At 39.9% G+C, this 26,327-nt stretch carries 19 protein-coding genes and 1 tRNA gene; 14 read left to right on the top strand and 6 right to left on the bottom strand.

The window, feature by feature from the left end:
- Nucleotides 1-18: 18 nt before the first annotated feature.
- Together GJB62_RS05490 and GJB62_RS05495 are read right to left on the bottom strand one after the other, a co-directional pair.
- On the bottom strand, nucleotides 19-2,772 hold the full coding sequence (locus GJB62_RS05490; protein WP_114085813.1) for a CHAT domain-containing protein: 2,754 nt from the start codon (nucleotides 2,770-2,772) through the stop codon (nucleotides 19-21).
- Nucleotides 2,773-2,901: 129 nt separating this feature from the next.
- Nucleotides 2,902-3,204, bottom strand: a complete 303-nt coding sequence (locus tag GJB62_RS05495; RefSeq protein WP_114085812.1) for an acylphosphatase — start codon at nucleotides 3,202-3,204, stop codon at nucleotides 2,902-2,904.
- Between the two features lie 215 nt (nucleotides 3,205-3,419).
- Between GJB62_RS05495 and GJB62_RS05500 the strand changes: the two genes are divergently transcribed.
- The 3 genes from GJB62_RS05500 to GJB62_RS05510 all read left to right on the top strand — a co-directional run bounded on the left by GJB62_RS05500 (nucleotide 3,420) and on the right by GJB62_RS05510 (nucleotide 7,039).
- Nucleotides 3,420-3,797 carry a DUF1823 family protein gene (locus GJB62_RS05500; protein ID WP_114085811.1) on the top strand — a complete coding sequence of 126 codons (378 nt, stop codon included), beginning with the start codon at nucleotides 3,420-3,422 and terminating at the stop codon, nucleotides 3,795-3,797.
- Nucleotides 3,798-4,124: 327 nt separating this feature from the next.
- A complete protein-coding gene (locus GJB62_RS05505; RefSeq protein ID WP_114085809.1) occupies nucleotides 4,125-5,783 on the top strand; it encodes an alpha-amylase family glycosyl hydrolase in 1,659 nt (552 codons plus the stop codon).
- Between the two features lie 200 nt (nucleotides 5,784-5,983).
- Nucleotides 5,984-7,039, top strand: a complete 1,056-nt coding sequence (locus tag GJB62_RS05510) for a 3-deoxy-7-phosphoheptulonate synthase (protein WP_114085808.1) — start codon at nucleotides 5,984-5,986, stop codon at nucleotides 7,037-7,039.
- Between the two features lie 657 nt (nucleotides 7,040-7,696).
- Here the strand turns inward: GJB62_RS05510 and GJB62_RS05515 are convergent.
- On the bottom strand, nucleotides 7,697-8,200 hold the full coding sequence (locus tag GJB62_RS05515) for a 2TM domain-containing protein (protein ID WP_114085807.1): 504 nt from the start codon (nucleotides 8,198-8,200) through the stop codon (nucleotides 7,697-7,699).
- A gap of 516 nt (nucleotides 8,201-8,716) precedes the next feature.
- Here GJB62_RS05515 and GJB62_RS05520 point away from each other — a divergent pair.
- On the top strand, nucleotides 8,717-9,433 hold the full coding sequence (locus tag GJB62_RS05520) for an ROK family protein (protein WP_114085806.1): 717 nt from the start codon (nucleotides 8,717-8,719) through the stop codon (nucleotides 9,431-9,433).
- An 877-nt stretch (nucleotides 9,434-10,310) separates the two neighbouring features.
- The gene (locus GJB62_RS05525) at nucleotides 10,311-10,865 is read left to right on the top strand and encodes a peptidoglycan-binding domain-containing protein (protein WP_114085805.1); all 555 of its coding nucleotides are present in this window, start codon (nucleotides 10,311-10,313) and stop codon (nucleotides 10,863-10,865) included.
- 38 nt (nucleotides 10,866-10,903) lie between these two features.
- On the opposite strand, the gene GJB62_RS05530 is transcribed toward GJB62_RS05525, so the two are convergent.
- Both GJB62_RS05530 and GJB62_RS05535 read right to left on the bottom strand, forming a co-directional pair.
- Nucleotides 10,904-13,324 carry a sucrose synthase gene (locus tag GJB62_RS05530; protein ID WP_114085804.1) on the bottom strand — a complete coding sequence of 807 codons (2,421 nt, stop codon included), beginning with the start codon at nucleotides 13,322-13,324 and terminating at the stop codon, nucleotides 10,904-10,906.
- Between the two features lie 1,192 nt (nucleotides 13,325-14,516).
- Nucleotides 14,517-14,589 (bottom strand) — tRNA-His (locus tag GJB62_RS05535).
- Nucleotides 14,590-14,713: 124 nt separating this feature from the next.
- Here GJB62_RS05535 and GJB62_RS05540 point away from each other — a divergent pair.
- The 3 genes from GJB62_RS05540 (at nucleotide 14,714) to cobA (GJB62_RS05550) (ending at nucleotide 16,786) form a co-directional block, all read left to right on the top strand.
- Nucleotides 14,714-15,097 (top strand): DUF4359 domain-containing protein, encoded by a 384-nt coding sequence (locus GJB62_RS05540; protein ID WP_114085803.1) that lies wholly within the window; start codon nucleotides 14,714-14,716, stop codon nucleotides 15,095-15,097.
- A 151-nt stretch (nucleotides 15,098-15,248) separates the two neighbouring features.
- A complete protein-coding gene (locus GJB62_RS05545; protein ID WP_114085802.1) occupies nucleotides 15,249-16,010 on the top strand; it encodes a sirohydrochlorin chelatase in 762 nt (253 codons plus the stop codon).
- A complete protein-coding gene (cobA, locus tag GJB62_RS05550) occupies nucleotides 16,007-16,786 on the top strand; it encodes a uroporphyrinogen-III C-methyltransferase (RefSeq protein ID WP_114085801.1) in 780 nt (259 codons plus the stop codon). Before GJB62_RS05545 ends, cobA (GJB62_RS05550) begins: the two co-directional genes overlap by 4 nt.
- A 24-nt stretch (nucleotides 16,787-16,810) precedes the next feature.
- On the opposite strand, the gene GJB62_RS05555 is transcribed toward cobA (GJB62_RS05550), so the two are convergent.
- The gene (locus tag GJB62_RS05555; protein ID WP_114085800.1) at nucleotides 16,811-17,437 is read right to left on the bottom strand and encodes a hypothetical protein; all 627 of its coding nucleotides are present in this window, start codon (nucleotides 17,435-17,437) and stop codon (nucleotides 16,811-16,813) included.
- A gap of 627 nt (nucleotides 17,438-18,064) precedes the next feature.
- Between GJB62_RS05555 and GJB62_RS05560 the strand changes: the two genes are divergently transcribed.
- From GJB62_RS05560 to coaE, 6 genes are all read left to right on the top strand, one after another.
- Nucleotides 18,065-19,033 carry a homogentisate phytyltransferase gene (locus GJB62_RS05560; protein ID WP_114085799.1) on the top strand — a complete coding sequence of 323 codons (969 nt, stop codon included), beginning with the start codon at nucleotides 18,065-18,067 and terminating at the stop codon, nucleotides 19,031-19,033.
- 3 nt (nucleotides 19,034-19,036) lie between these two features.
- Nucleotides 19,037-19,510: a tetratricopeptide repeat protein gene (locus GJB62_RS05565; RefSeq protein ID WP_114085798.1), complete on the top strand. Its 474-nt coding sequence runs from the start codon at nucleotides 19,037-19,039 to the stop codon at nucleotides 19,508-19,510.
- Between the two features lie 602 nt (nucleotides 19,511-20,112).
- Nucleotides 20,113-22,254: a hybrid sensor histidine kinase/response regulator gene (locus GJB62_RS05570; RefSeq protein WP_114085797.1), complete on the top strand. Its 2,142-nt coding sequence runs from the start codon at nucleotides 20,113-20,115 to the stop codon at nucleotides 22,252-22,254.
- A gap of 181 nt (nucleotides 22,255-22,435) precedes the next feature.
- A complete protein-coding gene (locus GJB62_RS05575; protein WP_114085796.1) occupies nucleotides 22,436-23,665 on the top strand; it encodes a tetratricopeptide repeat protein in 1,230 nt (409 codons plus the stop codon).
- A gap of 83 nt (nucleotides 23,666-23,748) precedes the next feature.
- Nucleotides 23,749-25,338, top strand: a complete 1,590-nt coding sequence (gene cobA / locus GJB62_RS05580; RefSeq protein ID WP_114085795.1) for a uroporphyrinogen-III C-methyltransferase — start codon at nucleotides 23,749-23,751, stop codon at nucleotides 25,336-25,338.
- 48 nt (nucleotides 25,339-25,386) lie between these two features.
- Nucleotides 25,387-25,983, top strand: coding sequence for a dephospho-CoA kinase (gene coaE / locus GJB62_RS05585; RefSeq protein ID WP_114085794.1), 597 nt, complete (start codon nucleotides 25,387-25,389; stop codon nucleotides 25,981-25,983).
- The last annotated feature ends 344 nt before the right edge of the window (nucleotides 25,984-26,327 follow it).

Here is a 26,327-nt window from a genome sequence, read left to right on the forward strand (position 1 = left end):
CTCTGCTCCCTTGCCTCTTTATTTCCATTCGCCTTGTAGAGTGAAAGGTGCCCAGTAATAGGGTGCGGCATATTTTTGAGTGCGCCATATTTCTATTTGTGCTGTCCGCAAAGCTGCTGCTGGCTTTAATCCTTCTTGCAGCATCTTTTTGTAAAATACCTTCATAAGTTCAGATGTTGCCTGGTCATCTACACTCCACAGGCTGACTACGACTCGCGGGCTGCCTGCATACATAAACCCTCTGGTTAACCCTACTAATCCTTCTCCCTTAACTTCTTCTCCCAGTCCGGTTTTACAGGCGCTGAGTACTACCAGTTCTGCTTGCAGGTTGAGGTTGAAGATATCGTGCAAGCGCAAAAAGCCATTTTGTGGCATTCCCTTGTCGTCAAATAGCGATAACACCACTCCTGATAATTCTGGATGCTTGCTGTTGAGAATGCCATGCGTGGCGAAATGGATGATGCGATATTGACTCAAATTTTCGCTGCTAGCAGTGGTACGACTGGCAGTAAAATCAAAGGCTTGTTTGCGATCGCTAATTGGTACAAGAGAAAGAATTTGCTCGGCTTCTTGACGTGTAAAGCGCAGGCGCTCAAACCTAATGTCTGAGTCTTGGGCGGATCTGGTTAAAGCCAGGTTGTCTAAATTGCTCTCTGGCGCAGGTAGGCGAGATACTTGTGCTTTATTTTGGAGACGCTCATCATCACTATTAAAAATCGGATCTGCCAATACAACTAGGGTTTTAGGAGCAGATTTACGTCCTTTGTGTTCGCTTCTGAGGATAGCTAATGTAGACGCTGAAGGGAGAGTAATGATTTCGTGGTTGAGCAGTAATGGTTCATAATTGCGACTGCTACCTGTTGTGAGGACAGCAAATGGCACATATTGCAAAGCACCATCGCTAGCGATCGCTAAACGCTTCTTTTGCAGTTGCTGGGCTACTGGTGCAAGTATTTGTTGAGATAGAGCATCTAGAGACGGACTATGCTTTAGATACGGGGTAGTGATTTCTTGACGGAACTTTTGCACTGTAGCTTCAATATCTGCACGCTTGGGTAGTTCATAACTGGTGATACTCTTATTAGTAACTGCCCAAAGATAACTGCGCTTTTCCCCCAAAGAATATTCTAAAAGCAGAGTGTTTTCATCAAGTACTTGCTGTTGAATTTGCACGAGTGAGAGAGGCTGAGGTTGAGTCAGCGCTGCATAACGCGGACTAGTGGCACGAATTTGTGCCTGGACTTGTTTATACTGTTCTAGAAGTACCTCGGTGTCTTCTTCTAAAGCTTGCACCTGCGCTTCGGTATGCTTACCGCCTAATACTTGTATCCGACGTTTTTCTAAAACATCGAGTTGTTGCTGCAAGTTATGTTCTTGAGCAAGTAACTTTGGCTCTACACCTTGGCGAATATCAGCATTGGCTTCTGCAAGTAGTTCCAAAAGACTGCGGGCGCGGGCGCGTTCGCTGGCTTGCAGTGCTAAAGCATCATATCCTTGAGATGGTTGCTGTTTGTGTAACTGCATCAGCAAATCGACATAAAACTCATAATAATTCTGCACTGTGGCAAAATAGGAAGTGCGGAGTTCCTGAGAGTCAATTTTGATACGAAGGTCTTCAACAATTTTGATGACTCTCTCTATCTGAGTCAGGGCAGACTGAAAATTGCCTGCGTCGTGTTGAACAAAAGCGATGTTATAGAGTGTACGTGCTTCCCTTGCCTTGTTCCCTGTCTGTTGATATAGCAGCAAAGATTGGCTGTAATAATCTAGCGCCTTTTGGTGTTCTCCTAAATTTGAGTAAGCTTTGCCAATATTGTTTAGAGCAGTTGCTATCCCTCCTTTGTCTCCCGCCTGTCGGTATAAAATCAGGGCTTGGCTAAAGTATGAGAGTGCTTTTTGCTGTTCTGCTAACTCTAAATAAACTGTGCCAATATTGCTCAGAGCAGTTGGTATTCCTTCTTTCTCTGCGTCTTTAGCCTGTTGGTATAAAGACAGAGCTTGGCTGAAGTATGAGAGTGCTTTTTGCTTCTCTCCTAAATCTAAGTAGACTTTGCCAATGTTGTTCAGAGTAGTCGCTATCCCTGCCTTGTTTCCCACCTGTTGCTTGAGAAGCAGAGATTGGTTGTAGTAATCCAACGCCTTTTGCTTTTCTCCGAGGAAATGGTAGACAGAGCCGATATTATTGAGACTAATAGCTTCCCCATTTTTGTCTCCCACTTGTCGCCTTAAGGATATGGATTGGTTGTAGTAATCCAGCGCCTTTTGCTTTTCTGCTAACTCTGAGTAGATTTTGCCAATGTTATTTAGCGTAGTACCTTGGGCTTGTTTGTCCCCCACTTGTTCAAATAGAGGTAAGGATTGCTTGTAATAATCCAGTGCCTTCTGCTTTTCTCCTAAATTTGAGTAGATTTTGCCAATATAAACGAGGGTGTCAGCTTCTAAAGAGCGTAGGTTTTGCCCATTGGAGCGATCGCTCAGTTGACGATATAGTAAAAGTGCTTGCTCAAATTTTGCGATCGCTTTTAACAGAGATTCTGCTGTTCCTTGCTGATATAGTTGCTTCCCTTCTTGATATGCAAGTTTAGCAACAGCCAGAGTCGCATCTGGCGAACTTGTCTGCGTCATCTGTGCAACATTTATCGGCTGCTGTCTAGCAATCGCCACATTTGATTCTGAAAATAACAAAATGCTGCTAAAAATAACAATAGTGCGACCCATTACCAAGGGCAGAAATTGCCATTGTCTTGAGTCATGTATATTAAATTGAGTCATATACATCTGCGGTTTCTATAGCTGATTAGATTTAGAATTCCCAAAATCAAGCAAAAAAACCGTAGATTAACTAATTGTATGTAATAGGCTTATGCATGGCGAGCTGGCAGAGGTTTTCCATATAATTATCTAATCAACCCGCTTAACTTCAAATCCTCGTAACCCTTCCGGTACTTCATACTCAACCACAACATCTTTAACTACAGCAGCAGGCGGCCCAGAGTGACACCAGCGAACCATATCATCTACAACCTCTCGCGCCCCTTCAAAAACTGCCTCTACTCGATTATCAGGGAGATTTCGCACCCAACCGGTTAATCCCAACTGCCTAGCCGTATCGACAGTGGAATAGCGATAACCCACTCCTTGGACTCGGCCAGAAATGAATACATGGGCGCGGATGATCTTTGGCAGTGCTGTAGAATTCTGCATAAACTGGTCTAATCTTTACGATTCCAGTTTACCTAGTTTGTGTATACACAATCTGTTTTTATCTCTAAGCGTTATGCCCTGAAGGTGCGATCGCAATTATCTCTATGTTTGGGAGTGTAGCAGAGTAATGATAAAGTATTTTTCACTACTCTGCTAATTGTTGTGAATTTAATTAATTAGTAGTCCGTTTTTCAACCTGGAATTTTGAATTGCTTATGTCTAACCTGCCACCACTCAATACAGCAACAATTTGGGCAATTCTTGACGATAAACTTGATGATGCCACAGTCAATCAGTTGCTATGGCATTATTTAGGCTATCGCTATGATTCTTCAACTGCACAATGGGACATTAGCCAAGTTGCACCAGAATGGCAAGATGAGTACCCACAACCACCAAATTTTATAGAATCTCGCCCTGCAACAGTGAAGTTAACTCGTTCCATCCCTGCTGAAAACAAACAAATGCTAAAAGAAAAGCTGGGTTTCAAAGGGTACAAAATTGGTGAATTTGGGCCACGGCAAACTCGCAGAGCAACGGCAGCTAATTGGTTTTTAAGTTATCTACAACAAACTAACGGCAAAATTGAATAATCTGATGCAGCAGATATTTAGACAAAAACATATTATTTTTACTAAATATCTGCTATTTTTAAAAAAAATCATAAAAAAGTCATTAACTTATTTATATAAATTTTGTAACTTGATTAATAGCATTTTCGCTTTAGTAGTTTTATCGGTAAAAAGTAAATGCGATAAACAGTCAAAAATTGCCAAAAAATAGTAATTTTTACGAAATATTTATAAATTCATCCTCAAGAGAGAAGCGCTGGTTAAATAATTATTTCTCTAGACCGATTTGTAAATTCAATTAAGCATCAGAGAATACGTCTATCAACCCTTGATATTACAAACACTTCTATGGCAAAGCCAATTGAATTTAATTTATTTGCACCATACAATAAGGGAGCCGCATTAATTGGTTCTTTTTCTGATTGGCAAGAAATACCAATGGAAAAAGGTGATGATGGTTATTTTCGCACAAGTGTTGAATTAGAAGACGGCGCTTATCAATATAAATTTCGCATCCAGTCAAATTCATGGTTTTTTGAACCAGAACAATGGGTTGATGTTACAGACCCTTATGCAACTGATATAGATGAACTGAGTGGAAAAGATGATAGTGTTATCCATGTAAAAGATGGTGAAAGAATTACTGATACTTATGTCTGGCAACATGATGATAAACCTTTACCTGCTGACCACGAATTAGTAATTTATGAATTGCACGTTGGTGACTTTTCTGGCGGCGAGGATGATCCTTATGCACGAGGCAAGTATAAACACGTCATTGAAAAGTTAGATTATTTGTGTGAACTAGGAGTCAATGCTATTGAGTTGATGCCACTTAAAGAATATCCTGGTGATTATAGTTGGGGTTATAATCCTCGCCACTTCTTTGCAACAGAATCAAGCTATGGTTCTACTGCTGAGTTAAAAAAATTGATTGATGAGTGTCATGCCAGAGGAATTCGTGTAATTCTTGACGGTATTTATAACCACTCAGAAGCATCTGCTCCTCTAACACAAATTGACCACGATTATTGGTATCATCACGAACCTCGTGACCCTGATAATAACTGGGGGCCTGAGTTTAATTATGAACATTATGACGAAAAATTAGATATTAAACCAGCCTGGAAATTTACTGGTGAGGCAATCCGTTTTTGGATATCAGAATATCATCTTGATGGTATTCGCTATGATGCAGCACGGCAAATTGCAAATTATGACTTCATGCACTGGATTGTTCAAGAAGCCAAAAAAACTGCTGGTGCAAAGCCTTTTTACAACGTTGCTGAACACATTCCTGAAACTACCAGCATTACCAATGTAGATGGGCCAATGGATGGTTGCTGGCATGATAGTTTCTATCACTGCATTCTAGAACATATCTGCGGTGATACATTTGATTTAGAGCGCCTCAAAGATGTTATTGACTGCAAACGCCAAGGCTTCTTGGGTGCTACGAATGTAGTAAATTACCTCACCAACCATGACCATAACCATGTCATGGTTGAATTGGGGAACCGTGAGATTTTTGACGAAGAAGCCTTTAGACGGGCTAAATTAGGAGTTGCCATCCTAATGACTGCTGTTGGCGTACCTTTGATTTGGATGGGAGAGGAATTTGGTGAGTACAAACCCAAACAACCTGAATCATCAAAAATTGATTGGACTCTGCTAGGTAACGATCTCAATCGTAGTTTATTTGAATCATACAAAGGCTTAACTAACCTGCGTAAAAGTAATCACGCTCTCTACACAGAAAATATTGACTTTATCCACGAAAATCCAGAGGCAAAAGTATTAGCTTATACTCGTTGGAATGATGAAGGTTCTCGTGTCGTCGTAATCGCAAATTTCTCAGAAAACTTCCTAGCTGGCTATCATGTTCCTAACTTTCCGAGTGCTGGTACATGGCACGAATGGACAGGCAATTATGATGTCGAATCTAGTGATGATGGTATACTAACTGACTTAGGGCCATACGAAGCCAAAGTGTTTGTATGGCAGTAATTATATACACTAACACTGAGTCAGTAATCCAATAGCAAAAAGAAAGGGGGGAAATATTCTCCCCTTTTTAAGTTATTACATTTCCTGAATACAGTGTAATTAGAAATTTGTCAAGCACAAAATAAGCTATTTTAAAATTTCATTGGTTTGTGTTACACTTTTGAGTTGAAGTGCGTATATAAAATTGCCAAAGCATCCCCATGCACAACAAATTATTTAATACTAATATCGACAACGCTAACATTGAGAACGATCGCATTTTATTAACTCCCAATGAAATAAAATCAAAATTACCTTTAACACAATTAGCCGAACAAAGAGTTTTAGCATACAGACAGGAAATAGAAGATATCCTAGATTTTCAGGATCGGAGAAAGTTTATAGTAGTTGGCCCATGCTCAATCCACGATCCAAAAGCAGCGCTCGAATATTCTGAAAGGTTGAAAGCGTTGTCTGAGCAAGTTAAGGATAAGCTGCTACTAATAATGCGTGTATACTTTGAAAAGCCAAGAACAACCGTTGGTTGGAAAGGATTAATTAACGATCCAGATATGGATGATTCTTTCCATGTAGAGAATGGTTTATTAATTGCACGCGATCTGTTATTAAAAATTACAGAATTGGGATTACCTGCGGGTACAGAAGCATTAGATCCAATCATACCTCAATACATTAGTGAACTGATTACATGGTCTGCTATTGGGGCACGCACGACCGAATCACAAACTCACCGTGAAATGGCAAGTGGACTTTCGATGCCTGTGGGTTTTAAAAACGGAACTGATGGCAATATTCAAGTAGCTTTGAATGCCCTACAATCAGCTAGAAACCCGCATAATTTTCTGGGAATTAATCAAAACGGACAAGTCAGCGTCTTTCAAACTAAAGGGAATGGCTATGGTCACGTAATTTTAAGAGGTGGTAGTCAACCCAACTTTGATGCAGCAAATGTAAAATTAGTAGAAGATAAATTAAAACAGGCGAATTTACCACCAAGAATTGTTATCGACTGTAGCCACGGAAATACTAATAAAGATTACAAATTACAAGGTGCTGTTTTAGAAAATATTATTCAGCAAATAGTAGATGGCAATACATCAATAGTTGGCATGATGCTGGAATCACATTTATATGAAGGTAGTCAACCAATTACTGGTAAAGAAGAATTAAAATATGGAGTTTCTGTAACTGATAAATGTATTAGTTGGGAAGAAACCGAAAAAATTATTTTGGCTGCTTACGAAAAACTTAAGTAAATACCATAATTGGGATTTTTAGAGGGTTTGAATCTTAATCACCAACGCTTGTAGTAATAACGTGTAAAATTTTACACGTTATTTAGTATTTATCAGAAACGACTATGAACACAATAACTTTTTTGCTTTCCTCGTTTTTCCTATAGATGCTGTTTCATATCTATTGGTATTGTGATATCAGTCTATTATTATTTGCTGTAAGAATAAATCTCGGTTTTCCAGCCAGGTATAATCTAATACGGTTCAGTGAAGAAAAATAGTAGGTTGCGTTGAGGAATAGCGAAACCCAAGCTACACCACTTTTGGTTTTTACCCTTAACTAAACCGTATTTAGGTATAATCTGGCTTATCTAATCTTTTAGAACTCAAAAATATTGTTAACTACTTCACCTACTATTATCTGAAAACTACTTGTAGATAAAATCATTTTTCAGACTATTGATAGACCCTCATATCAGTATAAAGATAGAAAGAATACTTTTAGTCAATCAGGTAATATCAATTTTAATCCTAATAATTGCTGTGTTTCTTAAAATTTTATTTAAGTGATGTTACACAACAAATGTAGGTAGCGGTAAATATTACCCCGTTTCTCCTGCGGGGTTTTTCTTTGAGTTACCGATGTCTACAGAGAGTTACCTTAGCCAAGCAAATCTACTAAGCCTGTAATACCTTAAACCACTTATTCAAAACTGTGCTGATGGTTTTCTTAATCTGATGATTACGGCTCCACTTCTGGAATGCTATTTCATACTCTTCGCCTTTGATTTGAAAAGTATTCCATACATCCAGTCCTACAGGTAATCCGCAGAATAGCAAAATGTACAGCGACCAAGAAATTCCGCCACCAGTTAGTAAATTTAACAGTATAAAAAAGCCATTAAAAATTGCATAATTCCCTAGGCGCTTCTGAAATCTTCTAATCCGGTAAGCGTCAAAAGCTTTTCGCTGTTGGACTTGACCTTGTTGTACTAACCAGTCGCGCTCGGCTAATTTTAAAGAATCAGGTGAAATTTCTAACTCAGCAGCAATTTCTAATATCTGCTCATAAGAAAATTCTGTATTTTTGTCATTAGCTTGACGAGCGATCGCTAAGTGTAGAATTTGTTGGACATCTTCTTGGCTATAAGAGCGGATGCTGTGAGGTTCAAACGCCGTCATAATTCTTTCTCTTATTATTACTTTTAATAGAAATTTGCTGCCCGATAGATTGTAAGTAGCTATGCCAGTACTATTTCCATTATCTCTACATTAGCAAATCTGGATGTTGTCGTGCGTCTAATGTGTTGATATACTACTCAGGACTCATGACTAGTAGTCTGCCAACCCAAAAATGCGCTTGTGAGGTCTGGGGAAAGGGGAAAGGGTAAGGGATTTAAAACCTTTCCCCCTTCCCCCTTACCCCGCCAAGTCACGAAAGCGAACTACTAGTAGACTGTGATTGTCGATAGGCTTGGCACTCTCCAGGCTGGAGCGTCTTTGTGAGGAGCAGGGTAGCCACGAACGATTCTTTAATCTTAAGACATAAGTTGCTCAAATCTTGCTGGCGCTAAGTTGAGTAGATGACTCATCTCCTCCACTTTCCCCTCAATATAAAGACTCTCCAAATATCCGAATCCGATCGGATGCAGCAGAGCATAATATCGAAAGAACAAGCACTAACAAGGATGTAACTCAATGGTTGAAGAAAATGGATCGATTCGTACCCTATCGGTTGATATTGGTGGTAGTGGCGTTAAGGCTATGGTTTTAGATATTACGGGAAGTCCTGTAACAGAAAGAGCGCGTTTAGATACACCTCAACCTGCTACACCAGATGTTGTAATTAATGCAATTGTTGTGTTAGCTGCTGCTCAAGGTGAATTTCATCGTGTTTCGGTGGGTTTTCCTGGCGTGGTTCGATGCGGAGTCACGGAAACGGCGGTAAACTTACATCCAGATTGGATTGGATTTGATTTGGAAACAGCGTTATTAAAACACTTAAACAAGCCTGTACGGGTGATTAATGATGCAGACATGCAGGGGTTTGGTGCGATCGCAGGTAAAGGTGTAGAACTGGTGATTACTCTCGGTACAGGGTTTGGTTCAGCTTTATTTGTAGACGGTAAGCTAGTACCAAATATGGAAATGGGACATCATCCGTTTCGCAAAGGAGAGACTTTTGAGCAGCAGTTAGGGCGTGCAGAGTTAGAAAAAATTGGTGATAAAAGATGGAATAGGCGTTTAGAAAAGGCGATCGCATCCTTACAACATCTGTTCAATTATGATTACCTTTACATTGGCGGTGGTGAAGCTGTAAGAGTGAATTTCCAGCTACCTTTAAATGTAAAACTCATCCCTAATATTACTGGTTTATTAGGTGGTATTGCTTTGTGGCGAGATGAAAAAAGGTAAAAAGTTTTTCAACATCCCCAACTAAGCGTACTAAGCAATGTCTAAGGGCGAGCTACACCTACGCGCTCATAAGGTGCATCCTTTCTTAACATTTAAAAATGTTATAAAAATTAACACAGGTTAAGCAGAGAATTGTATACACATTATTTACATTGCTACCATGTAACTTTGTCATGCAGTAGTCTCAACTCTAGTTTAAATTCAAGACCGTACAACAACGTTGTGCGGTTTCATCTTCTTGAGGTCGAAGTATGTGTTTTCTGAGAATAGGGCGAAGGAGCCATATAAATTCAATTACAAAGCAAATATTTAGGAAACATAGCTGAATATTTCCAGATTAAAGTTGACAAAACTAGATAATGGTGTGACGACCAGCATGTATCCTGCGATATAAAAGTGAATGATAAAAAGTTGATAACCCCCTCTAAAGGAGGACAAATTGTTTAAAATCAAGAGTTTATCATTATTGTCAAATCTTGCATTGATAAATGCTTAAAAAACAGACTCAGAGAATTCACAGGATTTTTGCTGGTAGTATAAATATGCTAAAAGTAGCATCAGCATATCAAGCATGAGCCAAAGGTAACGAGAAAAATTTCTTTGATGGCATTCCCAGAGAATCATATAGTATGTTATTGTCTAAACCGTTGATTTAAATAGCATATCTTAGAAGTTAGTGGCTTGATTGAAGATAAAAAAGGCACAAAACTAATAATATTAGTCTCATTAAATGGAATCGGAGGTGAGCAAATATGAGCATGATAATATTATCTGAAAAATTAGTACATGACTTTTTTATTTAGTCAGTATGTATTATCCTGAACAGCAGCAATGTTGTTAGTTAAAAGAAATATTGGTTAAAGTAAAATGAACTACAATGACTGAAATTGGCCTGATGATGACGGGCGTATTAACAATAAGACAAGCATTTGGAACCAATTTGCCACAACAGCAATTAGTTCAGATGGAAAATGACGAAAAGCAGTCAAAACAGAATGAGTCGGAGATAACTGCTCAAGTCACACCACCTGAATTTATGCAGACAAATGAGATTTCCCAAGCTTCTCCCTCAGCGATCGCACTAGAGAAAGGACACATACTTCAGAAAATCAGCAAAAATAATCAGTTCCTAGCTTCTTCTAACTTAGGTAAGTCTAAAAAGCATTCTCAGTCTGTAGGTAAAGTCCGCATAAAGGTTACAGGACGTTTCCAGAGGTTTAGTAGCCAACCTATGCCGACTCTTTATTTCGGTAGCTCTGGTCTTGCTGTCAGAGTCTTACAACGGCTGTTAGTGGCTAATGGCTATGCCGTAAGAGTGGATGGGATTTATGGCGCACTGACAGAAACTGCTGTCAAAGCCTTTCAAAACCAGCAGAATTTAGGAACGGATGGAATAGTTGGTCAGCGAACTTGGCGGGCGTTGACAACTTAGTCATTTGTCCTTGGCCATAACAAATGACTAATGACAAATTACCGATACTTATGCTGCTCTAATAGTTGTTGCGCTCTTGGCTTATAAATTAAATAGAACAAAGCCTCAAGATAACGTAACAAATCTTCCCGATTCTCCTTCGAGGTAAAGTTCCAGAAGCCATAAATCCGCGCTAATGATAACAGCTTGCTAGTGTGAATTTTCCAAGTATAGGTGCTGTAAACACGGTCAATTCCTCGATGCGAAATTTCATTCCAATAGTTAGGATTCTGTTCGCATTTAGTAATGAAGTCCACAATTTTTGTGGCTGTCTCATCTAAATTTGTTGGGTTAATCAAAAAGCCATTAACCTTATCTTGAATAATCTCTAGTGGCCCACCAAACTGTGTGGCAAAAGTCGGTAATCCTGAAACCATCGACTCTAAAATTGTCAAACCAAAAGCTTCAAATAAAGCTGGTTGTACAAAAATTCCCTGATGATCGGCAATGACTCGGTAAATTTCACCAGAATCAGTTTTAGTTAGGCGCACACCCAGCCAACGAATCTTTCCGTGGAGATTGTACTCCTCAATGATTTGATAGAGTTTGATAATTTCGTCACGTTCTTCGTTGTCCCCTGATTCCTCTACACGTAACTTACCCGCCACCAAAATTAAATTGCAATGCTCCTGTAATTCTTTACTTTGACCATAACATTCAGCTAAACCTGTGAGGTTTTTGATGTGGTCAAGACGCGCCATTGAGAAGAGAGGGCGCTTGTTAGGATCGTCGAGTTTGCCAAAGATTTGCGTGGGGTCTTCCAGAGTAAAGAGTATTTCCGCAAGGCGTTGGCGATCGCTCTCGACTCGATCTTTAGTCCGGGTGTAGGGGAAGTAATTATTTTCGTTTACTCCAGGCGGTACGACATTAAATTTGGGACTAAATAATTCAATGCCATTGGTAACATGGTACAACTCCGGCATGGTGAAGCACTTATAAGACTCGTACTGTCCCACACTATCCGGTGTTCCCACAATTTCTTGATAAGTGCTGCTGACAACAAAATTAGCAGCATTCATCGCAATCAAGTCAGCTGTGAATTGCAATGAAAAATGATATTTATCCTCTAATTCTTGCCAGTAGAGGTTACTGAATAAGTATTTAGATTTTTCCAAAGCATGGGCAACATTGCATTGGGTAACTTTCAGCCGTCGCGCCAGCAAGAATGCTATTAAATTCCCATCAGTATAGTTTCCAACTATTAAGTCAGGTGTGCCGTGGAATTCTGCCCGTAGTTCTCTTTCTGAGTCAATGGCGAAAGTTTCTAAATAAGGCCAAAACTCAAACCGGGAAATCCAGTTTTGAGTCATGTTAGGATTAAATTCCCGCAAAGGCACTCGCAAAATCCAGGCATTTTCGGTACCGTGGACTTTTTCTAGTCGTTGATTACAAAGAGTGCCATCACTATTGGGAATCAAGCGGGTGAGAATAATTACCTTTGGCTCGACATTCAATTTCTCTAAACCAGCTAGCAGGACATCTTCTTGTAGCTGCTTCTCTAGGCTCTTAGCCTGGTCAAGGACGTAAACTACCTGACCGCCAGTATCGGGACGACCCAACACTCCCTCTTGCCCAAACCAGCCGTGAGCCGACACCAAGACGATTCTAAAAATCATCGGGATACGAGAAATGAAGGCTTCTAGGGTCTGGGGATCGGCAGAATCAATCAATTCATCGAGAATATTTAAAGTTTCCCGCACGCGTGCTGCGGTGTTACCCCAACCCGGCTCAAAACCCATTGACTGCAATTGGAACCGGAATTGTTCGTAGGGTTCATCTTCGGGGCGATTATTAACAAAGCCAATAGCTTTCTTAACTTGCTCTGAAAGTTGCTGCTGCGATTGAATGCGATCGTTGACTAGCAGTTGGACACCGTTGTAATGGTGCAGGCGCAAGAAATTCAATAAGCTGTCCAGCAATTGCTTGGAGTCTTGAAAGATTTTGCTGGATAGATAGCGGTTGAGAAATTGTACCCCTTTACCAATATTTTTGGGGTCGCGGATGATTGGGGTGTAGTCGTAAAATGGGCCGAAGTCCAATTCTAGCAGGTCGCCGTCGTTGGGATGAAATTTGTTCACCAAGCGATCGCGCAAATCCAGCAAATCCTGTACGGTCATCGGCTCAATGCTCAAGTCTGATGTCAACCAATAAACTTCTTGGCTAGCAATCTTCGAACGGATGATGAAACAGAAGTTAGAATCTTCTTGAATAATTTCCTGAGTATAGTAAATCAGTTTGCCTAACTCAGAGGTAGTGTAATAAGCCTCTGGTTTCTGGGACTTTGAGCAATACTCACTATATACATTGAGTATGTCGTTCCGCAGCAAGTACTTCTTTTCTTGTTGGCGTAATTCACTAAGAAAGGAACGCAAATCACTTCTTTCTTCACTATCTAAGACTGCTTGAAGCAATTCAGACATGGCAACTCCACTAGATGACGATGTTTGCATTGTTGACTTTCAAGGCGAGACGAAATAAGCCTCTACCTTTTGTTAGACCAGATATAAACACGAAATAATCCAGATAAAAATGATTTATCTGTGTACTTGCAAGTATCAAATTATCAGCAGTACTTAAATCAGGTTCTACTTTACTTAAAGTATCTATGACTCAGTATTTTTGGCTCTAACTAAAGGAATACAATTTTTATTTCTTTTGACAGATGTTATTAAAAAACTTCATAGTAATTTAGGCGCAATCTCTTGTGCCTTAAAATTATTGATTTAATCTTTACTATATAATTTATTCGCGTATATCTGATGATTATCATACCGAGATATCAAGATTTAGCTAAAAACTTCTGTAATGCTTGTAAGTCAATACTTTTTTCGGTTTCCCCAGGATGCTAATATTCATTTTTTTAGTGGTGTAGATGATATATTATGCAATTTTGATCGTTGCCAACATTCTGAGAATTCAGATATAGATTATTCTATTGCTATTATCTATATCTAAATACATGAAACAAAAGTTAATAATTTATTTTTAACATAAACTATAATAAATTAAAATCAATTTTTGTTTAAATATAGACTAATCATTATTTGCATTAGTTATAGTTTAAGCAAAAGTTGTTTAAGTAGGGTCTGTTTATATGGCTACTAATACACCTAAGTTAATAGCTTCTGACCACAGTATAGGCAACATTTTGATTATCTCCTTGCTGGCCTTTTGTGGGCTGACTTTTATCATCCTTCTAGGAATTTTCTAACGGCTAAATGTGCGTTCAAAAACTTCTGAGGCTTAGATTCCTGATTTTTCTAAAAAGTCAGGAATCTTATTAATATAAATAGTTAATTTATCCGAGATTGGCGAAAAAGGATTATCAAGCTTTCTGCACTATCGAGGTTGCTTAGATATGTACTTCTGCAAAAAAACAACATTTTGTAAAAGATAAGTGAACATTGCACACTTAATTTTCTTTTAGCAAGTAGATTTGCTTATATACATCAAAACCTTTATAATATATTCTTATGAATTATGGCAGATTTGCGATCCTTCCAAGTTCATTAACTTGTAGGTGACAGTTACTTGCTAAAGTAATGGTTATGAATTATCACAACCGCAACCCATCTTTTATAAGAACTTATGGATCATTATGAAATTATATAGGGCGAACGACGGGACTCGAACCCGCGAATGGTGGTACCACAAACCACTGCCTTAACCACTTGGCTACGCTCGCCATTCAACAATTTGAATTATAGCAATAATTTGGCAAACGATCAAGAGTTTATGTTCAAGGAACGGACTCAGCTGATTTAGAGTCTCTGAAATCTAACGATTACAATGTATTTTACTTGGCAAACATGAAACCCCTAACCATCATTGCATATACTGGAGCAGCAGCAGGACTCGCCGCCTTGGGTGTGACAATGGCAAAGACTAATCCCAGTCAGGTTGAATATGAAGAATATGCAGTGCAACGGTTGACAGAATACTTAAAAACCGATGTATGCAAAAAAACTACGAATATTATAGAAAATTTAATCCATTTTAATTGTGATAAGTTGGTTGACTCAGCTAACCCACAAATCCAAGGAATTATTGCCAGGACTACAGAAAGACAAAATTTTATGATTTTTAGCATTTACCGTACAGATTTAAAAATAAATTCTTGGATACCTTCATACAAATTTGAAACGGTGGGAGCTTTTGATCAATTTTATACATACACTGCTGAAGAACAATAGCGTAAGCAGAAGTGGAAGAATATAAAAGTGATTTAGAATACTTGTATTTAGTAATTTATAATAGTTTCAATAATCACCAGAGTAATTATTACCACCAGCTTAATATTAAGTAAAATATGAACATTAGTCACTGAGAGTTCAAGCTTTGCCGATGTCATCTGCTTATTTGCTAGTATCTCACGGAAGTCGCGATCCGCGCCCAGAAGTTGCTATGCAGCAATTAGCAAAGCTGGTATGCAACAAATTACCAAACAACTACAACCCATCAAGTAGTGAACATCTGGTTGGCATAGCAGCTTTAGAAATGAGTCCTCAGCCTTTACATGAGCAGATTCAAAAATTTGCCAAGAGCGCTTTTGGTGATGCCGGGGTTGGGCTACACCAACTATCTCAAAACGAGAATCGCCTCAAAATTGTACCGCTATTTCTCCTGCCGGGAGTCCATGTGATGACAGATATTCCCGCCGAAGTAGCACTAGCACAACAGGCTATTGGTCAAGATATCATGATTGAGTTGCAGCCACATTTAGGCTCTCACCCCAATTTAGAGAAATTACTGGCCAAGCAAATATCTACTATAAAAGCAGAAGCATGGATTCTCTTAGCTCATGGTAGCCGTCGCCCAGGTTCCAAAGAAACTGTGGAAGCAATGGCGGCGAGTTTATCAGCAGTGGCTGCTTATTGGGCTGGGCCTCCTAGTTTAGAATCACGGGTGAAAGAGTTAGTAGCCGCTGGTTATCGGGAAATTGCAATTTTGCCATACTTTTTATTCACGGGTGGAATAACTGATGCGATCGCGGCCTCCATAGAGGAGCTAAAATTACAATTTTCTGCGGTGAATTTCCAGTTGGCGCAGCCACTGGGAGCAAGTGTAGAATTAGCCGAGCTTATTTGGGATTTAACGGATAGATGAACCGCACAGAAAAACAGGAGAACGAGTATTTGGGAAAGGTTTATTTAGTAGGTGCGGGGCCAGGAGATCCAGGATTAATAACCCTGAAGGCGAAAGGTTTGTTGGAATGTGCAGATGTAGTTATCTATGATGCCTTAGTGAGTCCGGCAATTCTGGCAATGATTAATCCCCAAGCCGAACAAATTAACGCTGGTAAGCGCAGGGGGAAACATTCGCTATTCCAGGAAGAAACAACTCAATTAATGATTGAGAAAGCGCAGGATCATGCAATTGTAGTGCGGTTAAAGGGTGGCGATCCGTTTATCTTTGGTCGTGGTGGCGAAGAGATGGAAGAATTAGTCAACGCTGGGATATCAACTGAAGTTGTGCCCGGTATCACATCGGGGATTGCGGCGGCGGCTTATGCAGGTATACCTTTGACTCATCGACTGTATAGCTCATCAGTGACATTTGTAACTGGTCACGAGTCGGCGGGTAAGTATAGACCGAAAGTGAATTGGAATGCGATCGCGAACGGTTCCGAAACCATTGTAATTTATATGGGAATTCACAATCTCCCTTATATTGTGGAACAGTTAAGTGCAGCTGGGTTGGATGTAGAAACGCCCATTGCCTTAGTGCGCTGGGGTACGCGCCCAGAACAAGAAGAATTGATTGGAACCTTAAAGACAATTGTAGAACAGGTAGAGCAAACTGGATTTGGTGCGCCTGCGATCGCAGTCATTGGAGAAGTAGTAAATATGCACAGCATTTTGTCTAGTTGTCGTCCAGTTTAATGGCTGGCGCAAATGTAAAATCTACTATTCTTTAGTTTCTCGAATCCAAAATGCCAATCCTCCTCCACGACCACGAGCTGCAATGAAATCTTCCGTCACTAAAAAGAAGGCAAAGAAGGGTAATTGAGCTATGGGCTGGTTGTAGAAATCTTCTGTTTGAACTTTACCAGAACGAATTGGTCTGTTATAAACAACACGACCAAACAGACTGATAAGCATCTGGTTAAAATCAAACGCCAATAAATTTTTCTTACCTGTATATTTCACTGGCCCCGTGAGCTTCAATAAAAGTTGCCCCAATTCAACCTGATTACAAATTTCGCCTCTATGTGAATCCTGTTCTAAAGTGGCATCAAAGGAAACATGGATTTTTATAAACTTGGGTACATACAAACCCTTGCCTAATACAATTCCTCCATGTTCTCTGGCTTTCTTAGTGCCAGTGGCAAAGCAAAGTTGCCATTTACCTAGAAGAGACTCAAAGGGGTAAGTTAACCGTTCCTGCTTGGCAGATTTTTCTGCTTGTAGCAACGCATTTACTAATGTTTCAGTATTAGAGCGTGTATCTTTTTGTTGTCGATATGCAGCCGCAGCCTGTGATAGCACGGTAACAAAGTCAAATTTGGCTACAGGTGTCAAATTAGCTGTCATAATTTAACTATTTCTTTGCTTTTTTGATAAATTGTAACCTTATGAAGAGTAGAGAGTGCAGAATCGAGAAGGGGTATTTTTATAATCGGTTGTTAGATTTTTCGCGATTGAGAGTCTTCCATAGGGTAGGTTAATTATTAGTCTCCTAGGTGTAACTGGTTTTTGAGTAGGGTTACGGCCAAATGTGCCTACCGCTACCTCCCTTACGAAAGCTCTTGTTAATGACCAAATTCTGTGACAATGGTTAACAATCTGACAATTCATGCAATATGGAAAAGTTAATGCGGAACCTAAGGCCCCAACTTTTGTAGGGAATGGGGAAAATTCAAAGTCTCTCAAAAGGAGGAGAGAGGAATGAAATTCAGAAGGCAGAAGTACGAAGGCAGAGGGCAGAAGGAACCCACGTTTTTAAACGTGGGATTGAAGCAAGGACGCTTTGTATCTCGCGCTATGTGTCTCGATACAATTCTTTTTTTAAACTGGGCTTTATACCAGAACTAAAGTTTTTATTAATACTTCTTTCCTTCTGCCTTCTGCCCTCTGCCCTCTGCCTTTCTTTGTAAGGTTTTCCAAATTTTGTGAAAAGTCAGAGTTAACAATAAGCCGGAATCTGAATCTAAGGTACTCATGAGCCAGAGTTCTCAAAACAGCCCTTTGCCACGCAAACCTGTTCAATCATATTTCCATTGGTTATACGCTTTCTGGAAATTCTCTCGCCCTCACACGATTATTGGTACAAGTCTGAGTGTGTTGAGTTTGTATTTAATTGCTATCGCCATTAGTAATAATACTGCTTCTTTATTCACTACTCCCGGCTCCCTAACCCCTGTCTTCGGCGCATGGATTGCTTGTCTATGTGGCAATGTTTACATTGTAGGGTTGAATCAATTAGAAGATGTTGATATTGACAAGATTAATAAACCTCATTTACCGTTGGCATCAGGTGAGTTTTCTCAACAGATGGGGCAATTAATTGTCGCGTCTACTGGGATTTTGGCGCTAGTTGTGGCGTGGCTAACTGGGCCATTCTTGTTTGGCATGGTAGCAATTAGTTTGGCCATTGGTACTGCTTACTCTTTACCACCAATTCGTTTAAAACAGTTTCCCTTTTGGGCAGCGCTGTGTATTTTTTCGGTACGGGGCACGATTGTTAATTTAGGATTGTATCTGCACTATAGTTGGGCACTCAAACAAAGCCAAACAATTCCGCCTGTGGTGTGGGTGCTGACATTGTTTATTTTGGTGTTTACCTTTGCGATCGCAATCTTTAAAGATATCCCAGATATAGAAGGCGATCGCCTCTACAATATTACTACTTTCACGATTAAACTAGGGCCCCAAGCTGTGTTTAATCTAGCTCTTTGGGTGATAACAGTCTGTTATCTAGGGATGATTCTGGTTGGGGTGCTACACGTGGCCTCAATTAACCCCATCTTTCTGGTAATTGCCCATTTCGGGCTGTTAGTTTGGATGTGGTGGCGGAGTTTGGCGGTAGACTTACAAGATAAAAGTGCGATCGCTCAATTCTACCAATTTATCTGGAAACTCTTTTTTATGGAATATCTGATTTTTCCTATCGCCTGCTTTTTGGCTTAGACAATGCTAGAAACCTTTCCTACCAGTTCTATTATCGCTGCGATCGCAGTTATTTTGAGTTTGTCGATCCTAGGCTATTTCGCTTGGAAAACTTTGATTACTTCAGACTTGTTTCAAAAAGGAATCAATCTTGCTCAAGCAAAAGATTACCAAGGTGCAGAAACAGCCTTTCGCAAAGTGATTTCCCTCAACTCTACTAATGATGTAGTGCGCTTGTTTTTGGGAGATGTTTTAAACCAGCAAGGCCAAGTAGAGGAAGCAACAGAATTATTCCGGGAAGTGATTCGCCGCAGTCCAAAAAATCCCGATGCTTACTTGCGTCTGGCCAATATTCTTATGCAGCAAGAGCGAGAAGAAGAAGCTAAAACTAACCTGCTACAAGCTAAAGATTTATTGCAAAAACAACGCCAACCCGAAAAAGCTAACAAAATCACTCAAGTGTTAGATAAAATGAGTATTAAGTCAAGTCAATCTTAAGTTGAGTGAGAATTGCAGAAATTCATTTTTCCTGTTGCGTCTCCTAATTTTTTTACCATTCCCATCATTATTATGGTGAGAATGGTTTTATTTTGGAATTATCAGTGTTTACAAAGAAAGGCAGAGGGCAGAGGGCAGAAGGCAAAAGGAAAGAAGTATTAATAAAAACTTTAGTTCTGGGTACAAAGCCCAGTTTAAAAAAAGAATTGTATCGAGACGCATAGCGCGAGATACAAAGCGTCCTTGCTTCAATCCCACGTTTTTAAACGTGGGTTCCTTCTGCCCTCTGCCTTCGTACTTCTGCCTTCTGAATGTAATTATGTCCACAACTTTCGTAAGTTTGATTGATGCAAAAACCCTTTGCAACTCTCTTATCTTTGCGCTCTTCTCTACGAGACGCTACGCGAATGTGTCCTACCCTGTGGGTACTCCTTCGGAGAACTCGTAGAGTAGCCGCTCCGCGTCTATGCGGTTCGTTTACTCATTCTCTTATTCCTATCTTCACGCAAGATAAAAGTAAATTTCAAACGACGTGCAAAAAACTTGTGCTAATTAAAGGCATTTAGTAGTAGATTTTATAGATTAAAAATAATCCAGTATTTATGCCAGACATCATATCAGAATTGTGGGCTAACTTTTTTACATCAGGATCGTTTATTCCACATGGACATTGTTATCTATGGCAAACTAATTTAGTTTGGTTACATATATTATCTGACGGGTTCATTGCACTAGCTTATTACTCGATTCCAGCTACCCTATTTTACTTTGTCCGTAAGCGGCAAGATTTACCCTTTGATTGGATATTTTTGCTATTTAGTGGATTTATTGTGGCTTGCGGGACTACTCATTTAATAGAGATTTGGACACTTTGGCATCCCACTTATTGGGTATCAGGGTTTGTCAAAGCGGTAACTGCCATGATATCTGTAATTACAGCAGTACAACTTGTGTCTTTAGTTCCACAAGCATTAGCACTTCCTAGCCCTGCTCAAATAGAACAAGCAAATCAAGAACTTCAAACACAAATAGCCGAACGCTTACGGGTAGAAAAGGAACTACGAAAATACCAGAATCATCTCGAAGAAATGGTTGCTATTCGCACCAATGAAATTACCAAAGCCAACGAGCAATTACAACAAGAAATCCTTGAACGCCAACGAATTTTAGAAGTTCTCCGACAAAGTGAAGAGCGTTATCGTTATCTAGCTGAGGCAATTCCTCAACTTGTATGGACAACCAAGCCTAACGGCGAATGTGATTTTTTTAATCAAAATTGGTGCGAATATACTGGGCTAACATTAGAGCAGTCCTTGGGTTCTGGTTGGTTAGCTGCATTGCATCCAGATGATATCCAAAATGCTGATGAAGTGTGGTCTAATGCCGTAAAAAATAGCACTACATATAACAATGAATATCGTTTTAAACGGGCTTCTGATGGTTCCTATCGTTGGCAACTAGCGCGAGGTTTACCACTCAAAGATGAGCAAGGTATTGTAGTTAAGTGGTTTGGGACATGTACAGATATCCACGAACAAAAACAAATACTTGAAGAACGGGCGCACTTGCTGGAATTAGAACAAATAGCACGAGCTAAAGCAGAAACAGCCAATCGAATTAAAGATGAATTTCTAGCTGTCCTATCTCACGAACTACGCACTCCACTAAACGCAATTCTCGGTTGGTCAAAATTATTGCAAAGTCGGAGGTTAGACCAAGCAAAGACATCGCACGCACTAGCCACAATTGAGCGGAATGCCACTTTACAAGTTCAACTCATCGAAGACTTGCTGGATATCTCTAGAATTTTACAAGGCAAACTGACGCTAGATATTACGAAAATTAACCTGGAGTCTACGATATTGTCCGCACTAGAAACAATGCGTTTAGCGGCAGAAACAAAGTTGATTCAGGTAAGTACAGTATTTGAACCGGATGTGGGAGAAGTTATGGGCGACTCGACTCGTTTGCAGCAGGTCGTCTGGAATCTCCTTTCTAACGCTCTCAAATTTACACCCAAGGAAGGAAAAATAGAAGTGCGATTAGAGCAAGCCGATGGTTATGCTCAAATTATAGTTAGCGATACAGGTAAGGGAATCAGTCCTGAGTTTTTGCCATTCGTCTTTGATTACTTCCGCCAAGCAGATAGCACGTCTACGAGAAATTTTGGTGGATTAGGATTGGGGTTGGCAATTGTGCGTAATATCGTCGAAATACATGGCGGTATTGTCAAAGCGAAGAGTGAAGGTGAGGATAAAGGGTCAATATTTACTGTTAGTTTGCCGCTTCTGCCAGATGAAAGCCGAAGCCTAACGGATAAACAAAACTCTGCTGTATTATTAACTTCTAACTTCTTAGCGCTCAATGGCATCCGCATTTTAGTTGTAGATGATGATACTGATTCACGAGATTTTATTGCTTTTGTACTAGAGCAAGATGGGGCTTTTGTGATTGCGGTATCTTCCGCTTATGAAGCATTACAAACCCTAGCAGAGATAAAGCCAGATGTGTTGGTTAGCGATATTGGTATGCCTGAGATGGATGGCTATATGTTAATACATCAAGTGAGAACTTTGATACCAGAACAAGGTGGACAAATTCCAGCAATTGCCTTGACTGCTTTTGCTAGAAACGATGACCAGCAAGAAGCGCTAAAAGCTGGGTTTCAAATGCATTTATCCAAGCCTGTTAACCCAGAAGAATTAATTGCAGCCATTACTCGAATTGTCGAAATAAAAGTGTAAACAATTACTTAGTAAACAACTTTTTACTCGTAATAAAGCCTCATATTTTGTATGTAAATGGGCAATTGGATGAGAATCCACTTGTATCAAGTTAGGCTAATAACTTATAATTCCTGCTATAACTACGCCAAAGCTATACAAGTCAATATTATATATAAACCAAGCAAGTAAGGTAATAAAAATGCTGAAAAACAAGAATGTACTGGTAGCAGCTATTATCTGCTTGTGTTTGAGTAATGCCAATACTGCTTTTGGTAAAGAAGTTGGCGTTGTTTTATCAAAAATTCCAGACTCAAATCGAGCAGCACTTCCTGGCAACAAAAACGCAGTTGCTAACTTTGAGCAAGGAAGCAATCTATACAAACAAGGAGATTTCAAAGGAGCAGAGGCGGCGTTTCGGAAAGCGATTGAACTTGAACCCAACTTTGTGCAAGCTTATATTGCTTTGGCAAATACTCTCGACGATCAAGGCAAACCCCAAGAAGCGATCGCACATTACAAAAAAGCCATCAGCCTCGATCCTCATGACTCTGGGGCCTACTTTAATTTGGGTTTGACTTTAGCAAGGCTAAATCAGTTAGAAGCTGCGATCGCACAGTATAAAAAAGCCCTCAGCCTTGAACCCAACTATGCAGACGCTCACTATAACTTAGGAAATGCTCTCTACACTCAAGGTAAGCTAACCGAAGCAGTCACCGAATATACAGCAGCTATTCGCCTCAAACCCAGTTATGCCCCAACTTACACGCGTCTGGGAAATGCTCTCTACGATCAAGGTGAGTTAGCAGAGGCAGTGACTCAGTACAAAAAATCCATTAGCTTTGATCCCAACTATGCAGACGCTCACTATTACTTAGGCAATGCTTTGTATGCTCAAGGAAAGTCAGCAGAAGCGATCGCCGAATATACAGCAGCCATTCGCCTCTCTCCAAAAAATCCCGCAGGTTATAATGCCTTGGGAAATACTCTCTACGCTCAAGGCAAACTAGAAGAAGCGATCGCACAATACAAACAAGCCCTCAACCTTGAACCCAACTATGCAGACGCTCACTATAATTTAGCAAGCGCTTTTTACGCTCAAGGCAAGCTAACTGAAGCAATCGCCGACTATACCGAAGCGATTCGCATCGATCCAAAACACGCACAAGCTTACACAGGTTTAGCAAATGCGATGGACGATCAAGGTAAACCCCAAGAAGCGATCGCACATTACAAAAAAGCCATTAGCCTCGTACCCAACGATGCATTCACTTACTATAATTTGGGCATCACTTTAGGAAGAGAACAACAGCTAGAAGAAGCGATCGTTAATCTCAAAAAAGCCAAAGAGTTATTCCAAGCTGAAGACAACAAGGAAATGGTTGAGCAAGTTGATCAGCTAATCAAAAAAATTAATATCCGAACGAATTGAATTTAGGGAATTGGGGATTGGGCATGGGGAATGGGGCATTGGGCATGGGGAATTGGGAAGTAATAACCAATAACAAATAACAAATGACAAATATTGAAGCAAAGGGCAAAGTCTACCTCGTAGGTGCTGGGCCTGGAGATGTGGCATACCTGACGGTAAAAGCTTACAATCTCTTAGCTGCTGCTCAGGTTTTAGTCTACGATGCCCTGGTAGATGCTCAATTATTGCAGTGTGTACCACCTGATTGCTTGAAGTTGGATGTCGGTAAACGCGGTGGTAAACCTAGTACAACCCAAACTGAGATTAACAAGTTACTGGTAAAATATTGCCAGCAAGGAAAACAAGTTTTAAGGCTCAAATCAGGCGATCCATTTATTTTTGGGCGTTGCACTTCTGAAATTGAAGCGTTGAAAGCATCTGGTTGTGATTTTGAATTGATACCAGGAATTTCTTCAGCCCTTGCAGCACCATTGTTTGCAGGAATTCCCCTTACAGATCCGGTGTTGAGTCGTTGTTTTGCAGTGCTTACAGCTCATGAACCAGAGGTTTTAGACTGGGAGGCACTCTCACGCTTAGAGACACTGGTAATTTTGATGGGAGGGCAACATCTGTCAGAGATCGTACACCAATTGGTGCAACACGGGCGATCGCACTTAACACCCATCGCAATCATCCGTTGGGCAGGAACTCCTCGTCAAAAAATTTGGACAGCGCAACTGGGCAATATTTTGGAACAAACCACCGGATTATCACTTTCCCCGGCGGTAATTGTTGTTGGCGAAGTTGTTGGGCTACATAAGTACTTACAACCTGAGAAAATAGATTGTCAGGATTCGACTACAGCCCAAACTCCAATGTTAAACAACCTCTCCGCCTCTCCCGAACCCCTCACTGGTAAAACAATCTTGGTGACACGTTCAGTTGGACAGTCGAGTACATTTAGCGATCGCCTCATCACATTAGGTGCAACAGTCATCGAAATGCCTACCTTAGAAATCGGCCCACCCTCCAGTTGGGAAGCTTTGGATGATGCGATCGCTCATTTATCTCAGTTCGACTGGTTAATTCTCACTTCTAGCAATGGCATAGATTACTTTTTTGAAAGGTTAATTGCCCAAGGTAAAGATACCCGTGCTTTAGCAGGTGTAAAAATTGCCGTCGTTGGCGAGAAAACAGCCAATAGTCTCAAACAATACTCTCTCCAAGCAGATTTTATTCCCCCCAACTTTGTTGCCGATTCTTTAATAGAAAATTTTCCAGAGGAACTGAATAATAAAAAAGTTTTATTTCCCAGAGTTGAAAGCGGCGGAAGAGAAGTTTTGGTTAAGGAACTAACTCTCAAAGGAGCAAAAGTAATTGAAGTTGCTGCATATCAATCTTGTTGTCCTAGTGATATTCCACCTGCGGCAGAGTTAGCACTCCAAAACCGTAAGGTAAATGTAATTACTTTTGCCAGTTCTAAAACTGTACAATTTTTCGACCAGCTAACTGAGAAGATATTGCCCGAAAACTCTGATGTTAGTCAACTCTTAGAGAGCGTTTGTATTGCCTCTATCGGCCCTCAAACCTCTAAAACTTGTCATGATTTATTCGGACGTGTAGATGTAGAAGCCCAAGAATATACTTTAGATGGTTTAACCCAAGCATTGGTAACATGGGCCATTAATTCTTAATCTCAAATAACCAATGACTAATGACCAATGACTAATGACTAATGACTAATGACAAAACGTATAATCGGCTTAACCGGAGGTATTGCCACAGGCAAAACCACTGTCACCAATTATTTAGCTAGCGCTTATAACCTGCCGATTCTGGATGCAGATATTTATGCAAGAGAGGCAGTATCTTTAGGTTCGCCTATTCTTGGTGCGATCGCTAAACGTTACGGCGAACAAATTTTATTACCAGATGGCAGCCTCAACCGCCAAAAGCTAGGCGAAATTATCTTTAATTGTCAAGATGAACGCAACTGGATAGACAATTTGATTCATCCTGATGTGCGCGATCGCTTCCTCAAAGCAATTGACCAATCTTCCTTACAAACACTGGTGTTAGTAGTGCCTCTATTATTTGAAGCGGGAATGACTGATTTGGTTACAGAAATTTGGGTAGTGTGTTGTTCTCAAGAGCAACAACTAGAAAGATTGATACAACGAAACCATTTAAATAGAGAACAGGCGCAAGCCAGGATCAACAGCCAGTTATCTATCGAAGAAAAAGTGGCTCGTGCAGATATAGTTTTAGATAACTCTTCTACCCTCGAAAGACTACTGAAGCAGATAGATGTCGCTCTAAAAACTACAAGTAGGGACTAGAAGCTATCTATATTAAAAAATATACATAGATTGCATTCTCAAGACATAAAATCTTTATCATTTTAGATGATCTAGTCCAGGAAAAAATCTTATATTTGACAAGCTTTATGTAACAATTCGGTGATTTTACAGTTGAATCTGCGATTGATGGTAATGTAAATTTAAATGATTGTTGATAAAAAGATATCTTAAATAAAATTAAAGACTAATAATTAAGAATTAAGAAAAATTAATTGTAAATTATTGATCTTATTTTAAAATTATTTTGTGAGTCTTTTTTCGACGAATTGCTTGTAATTTAGTTTTGCTAGCTATAGGGTACAGGCACTTAATTGGACATTGGG

Source organism: Nostoc sp. ATCC 53789, assembly GCF_009873495.1.
Classification (GTDB): Bacteria; Cyanobacteriota; Cyanobacteriia; order Cyanobacteriales; family Nostocaceae; genus Nostoc; species Nostoc muscorum_A.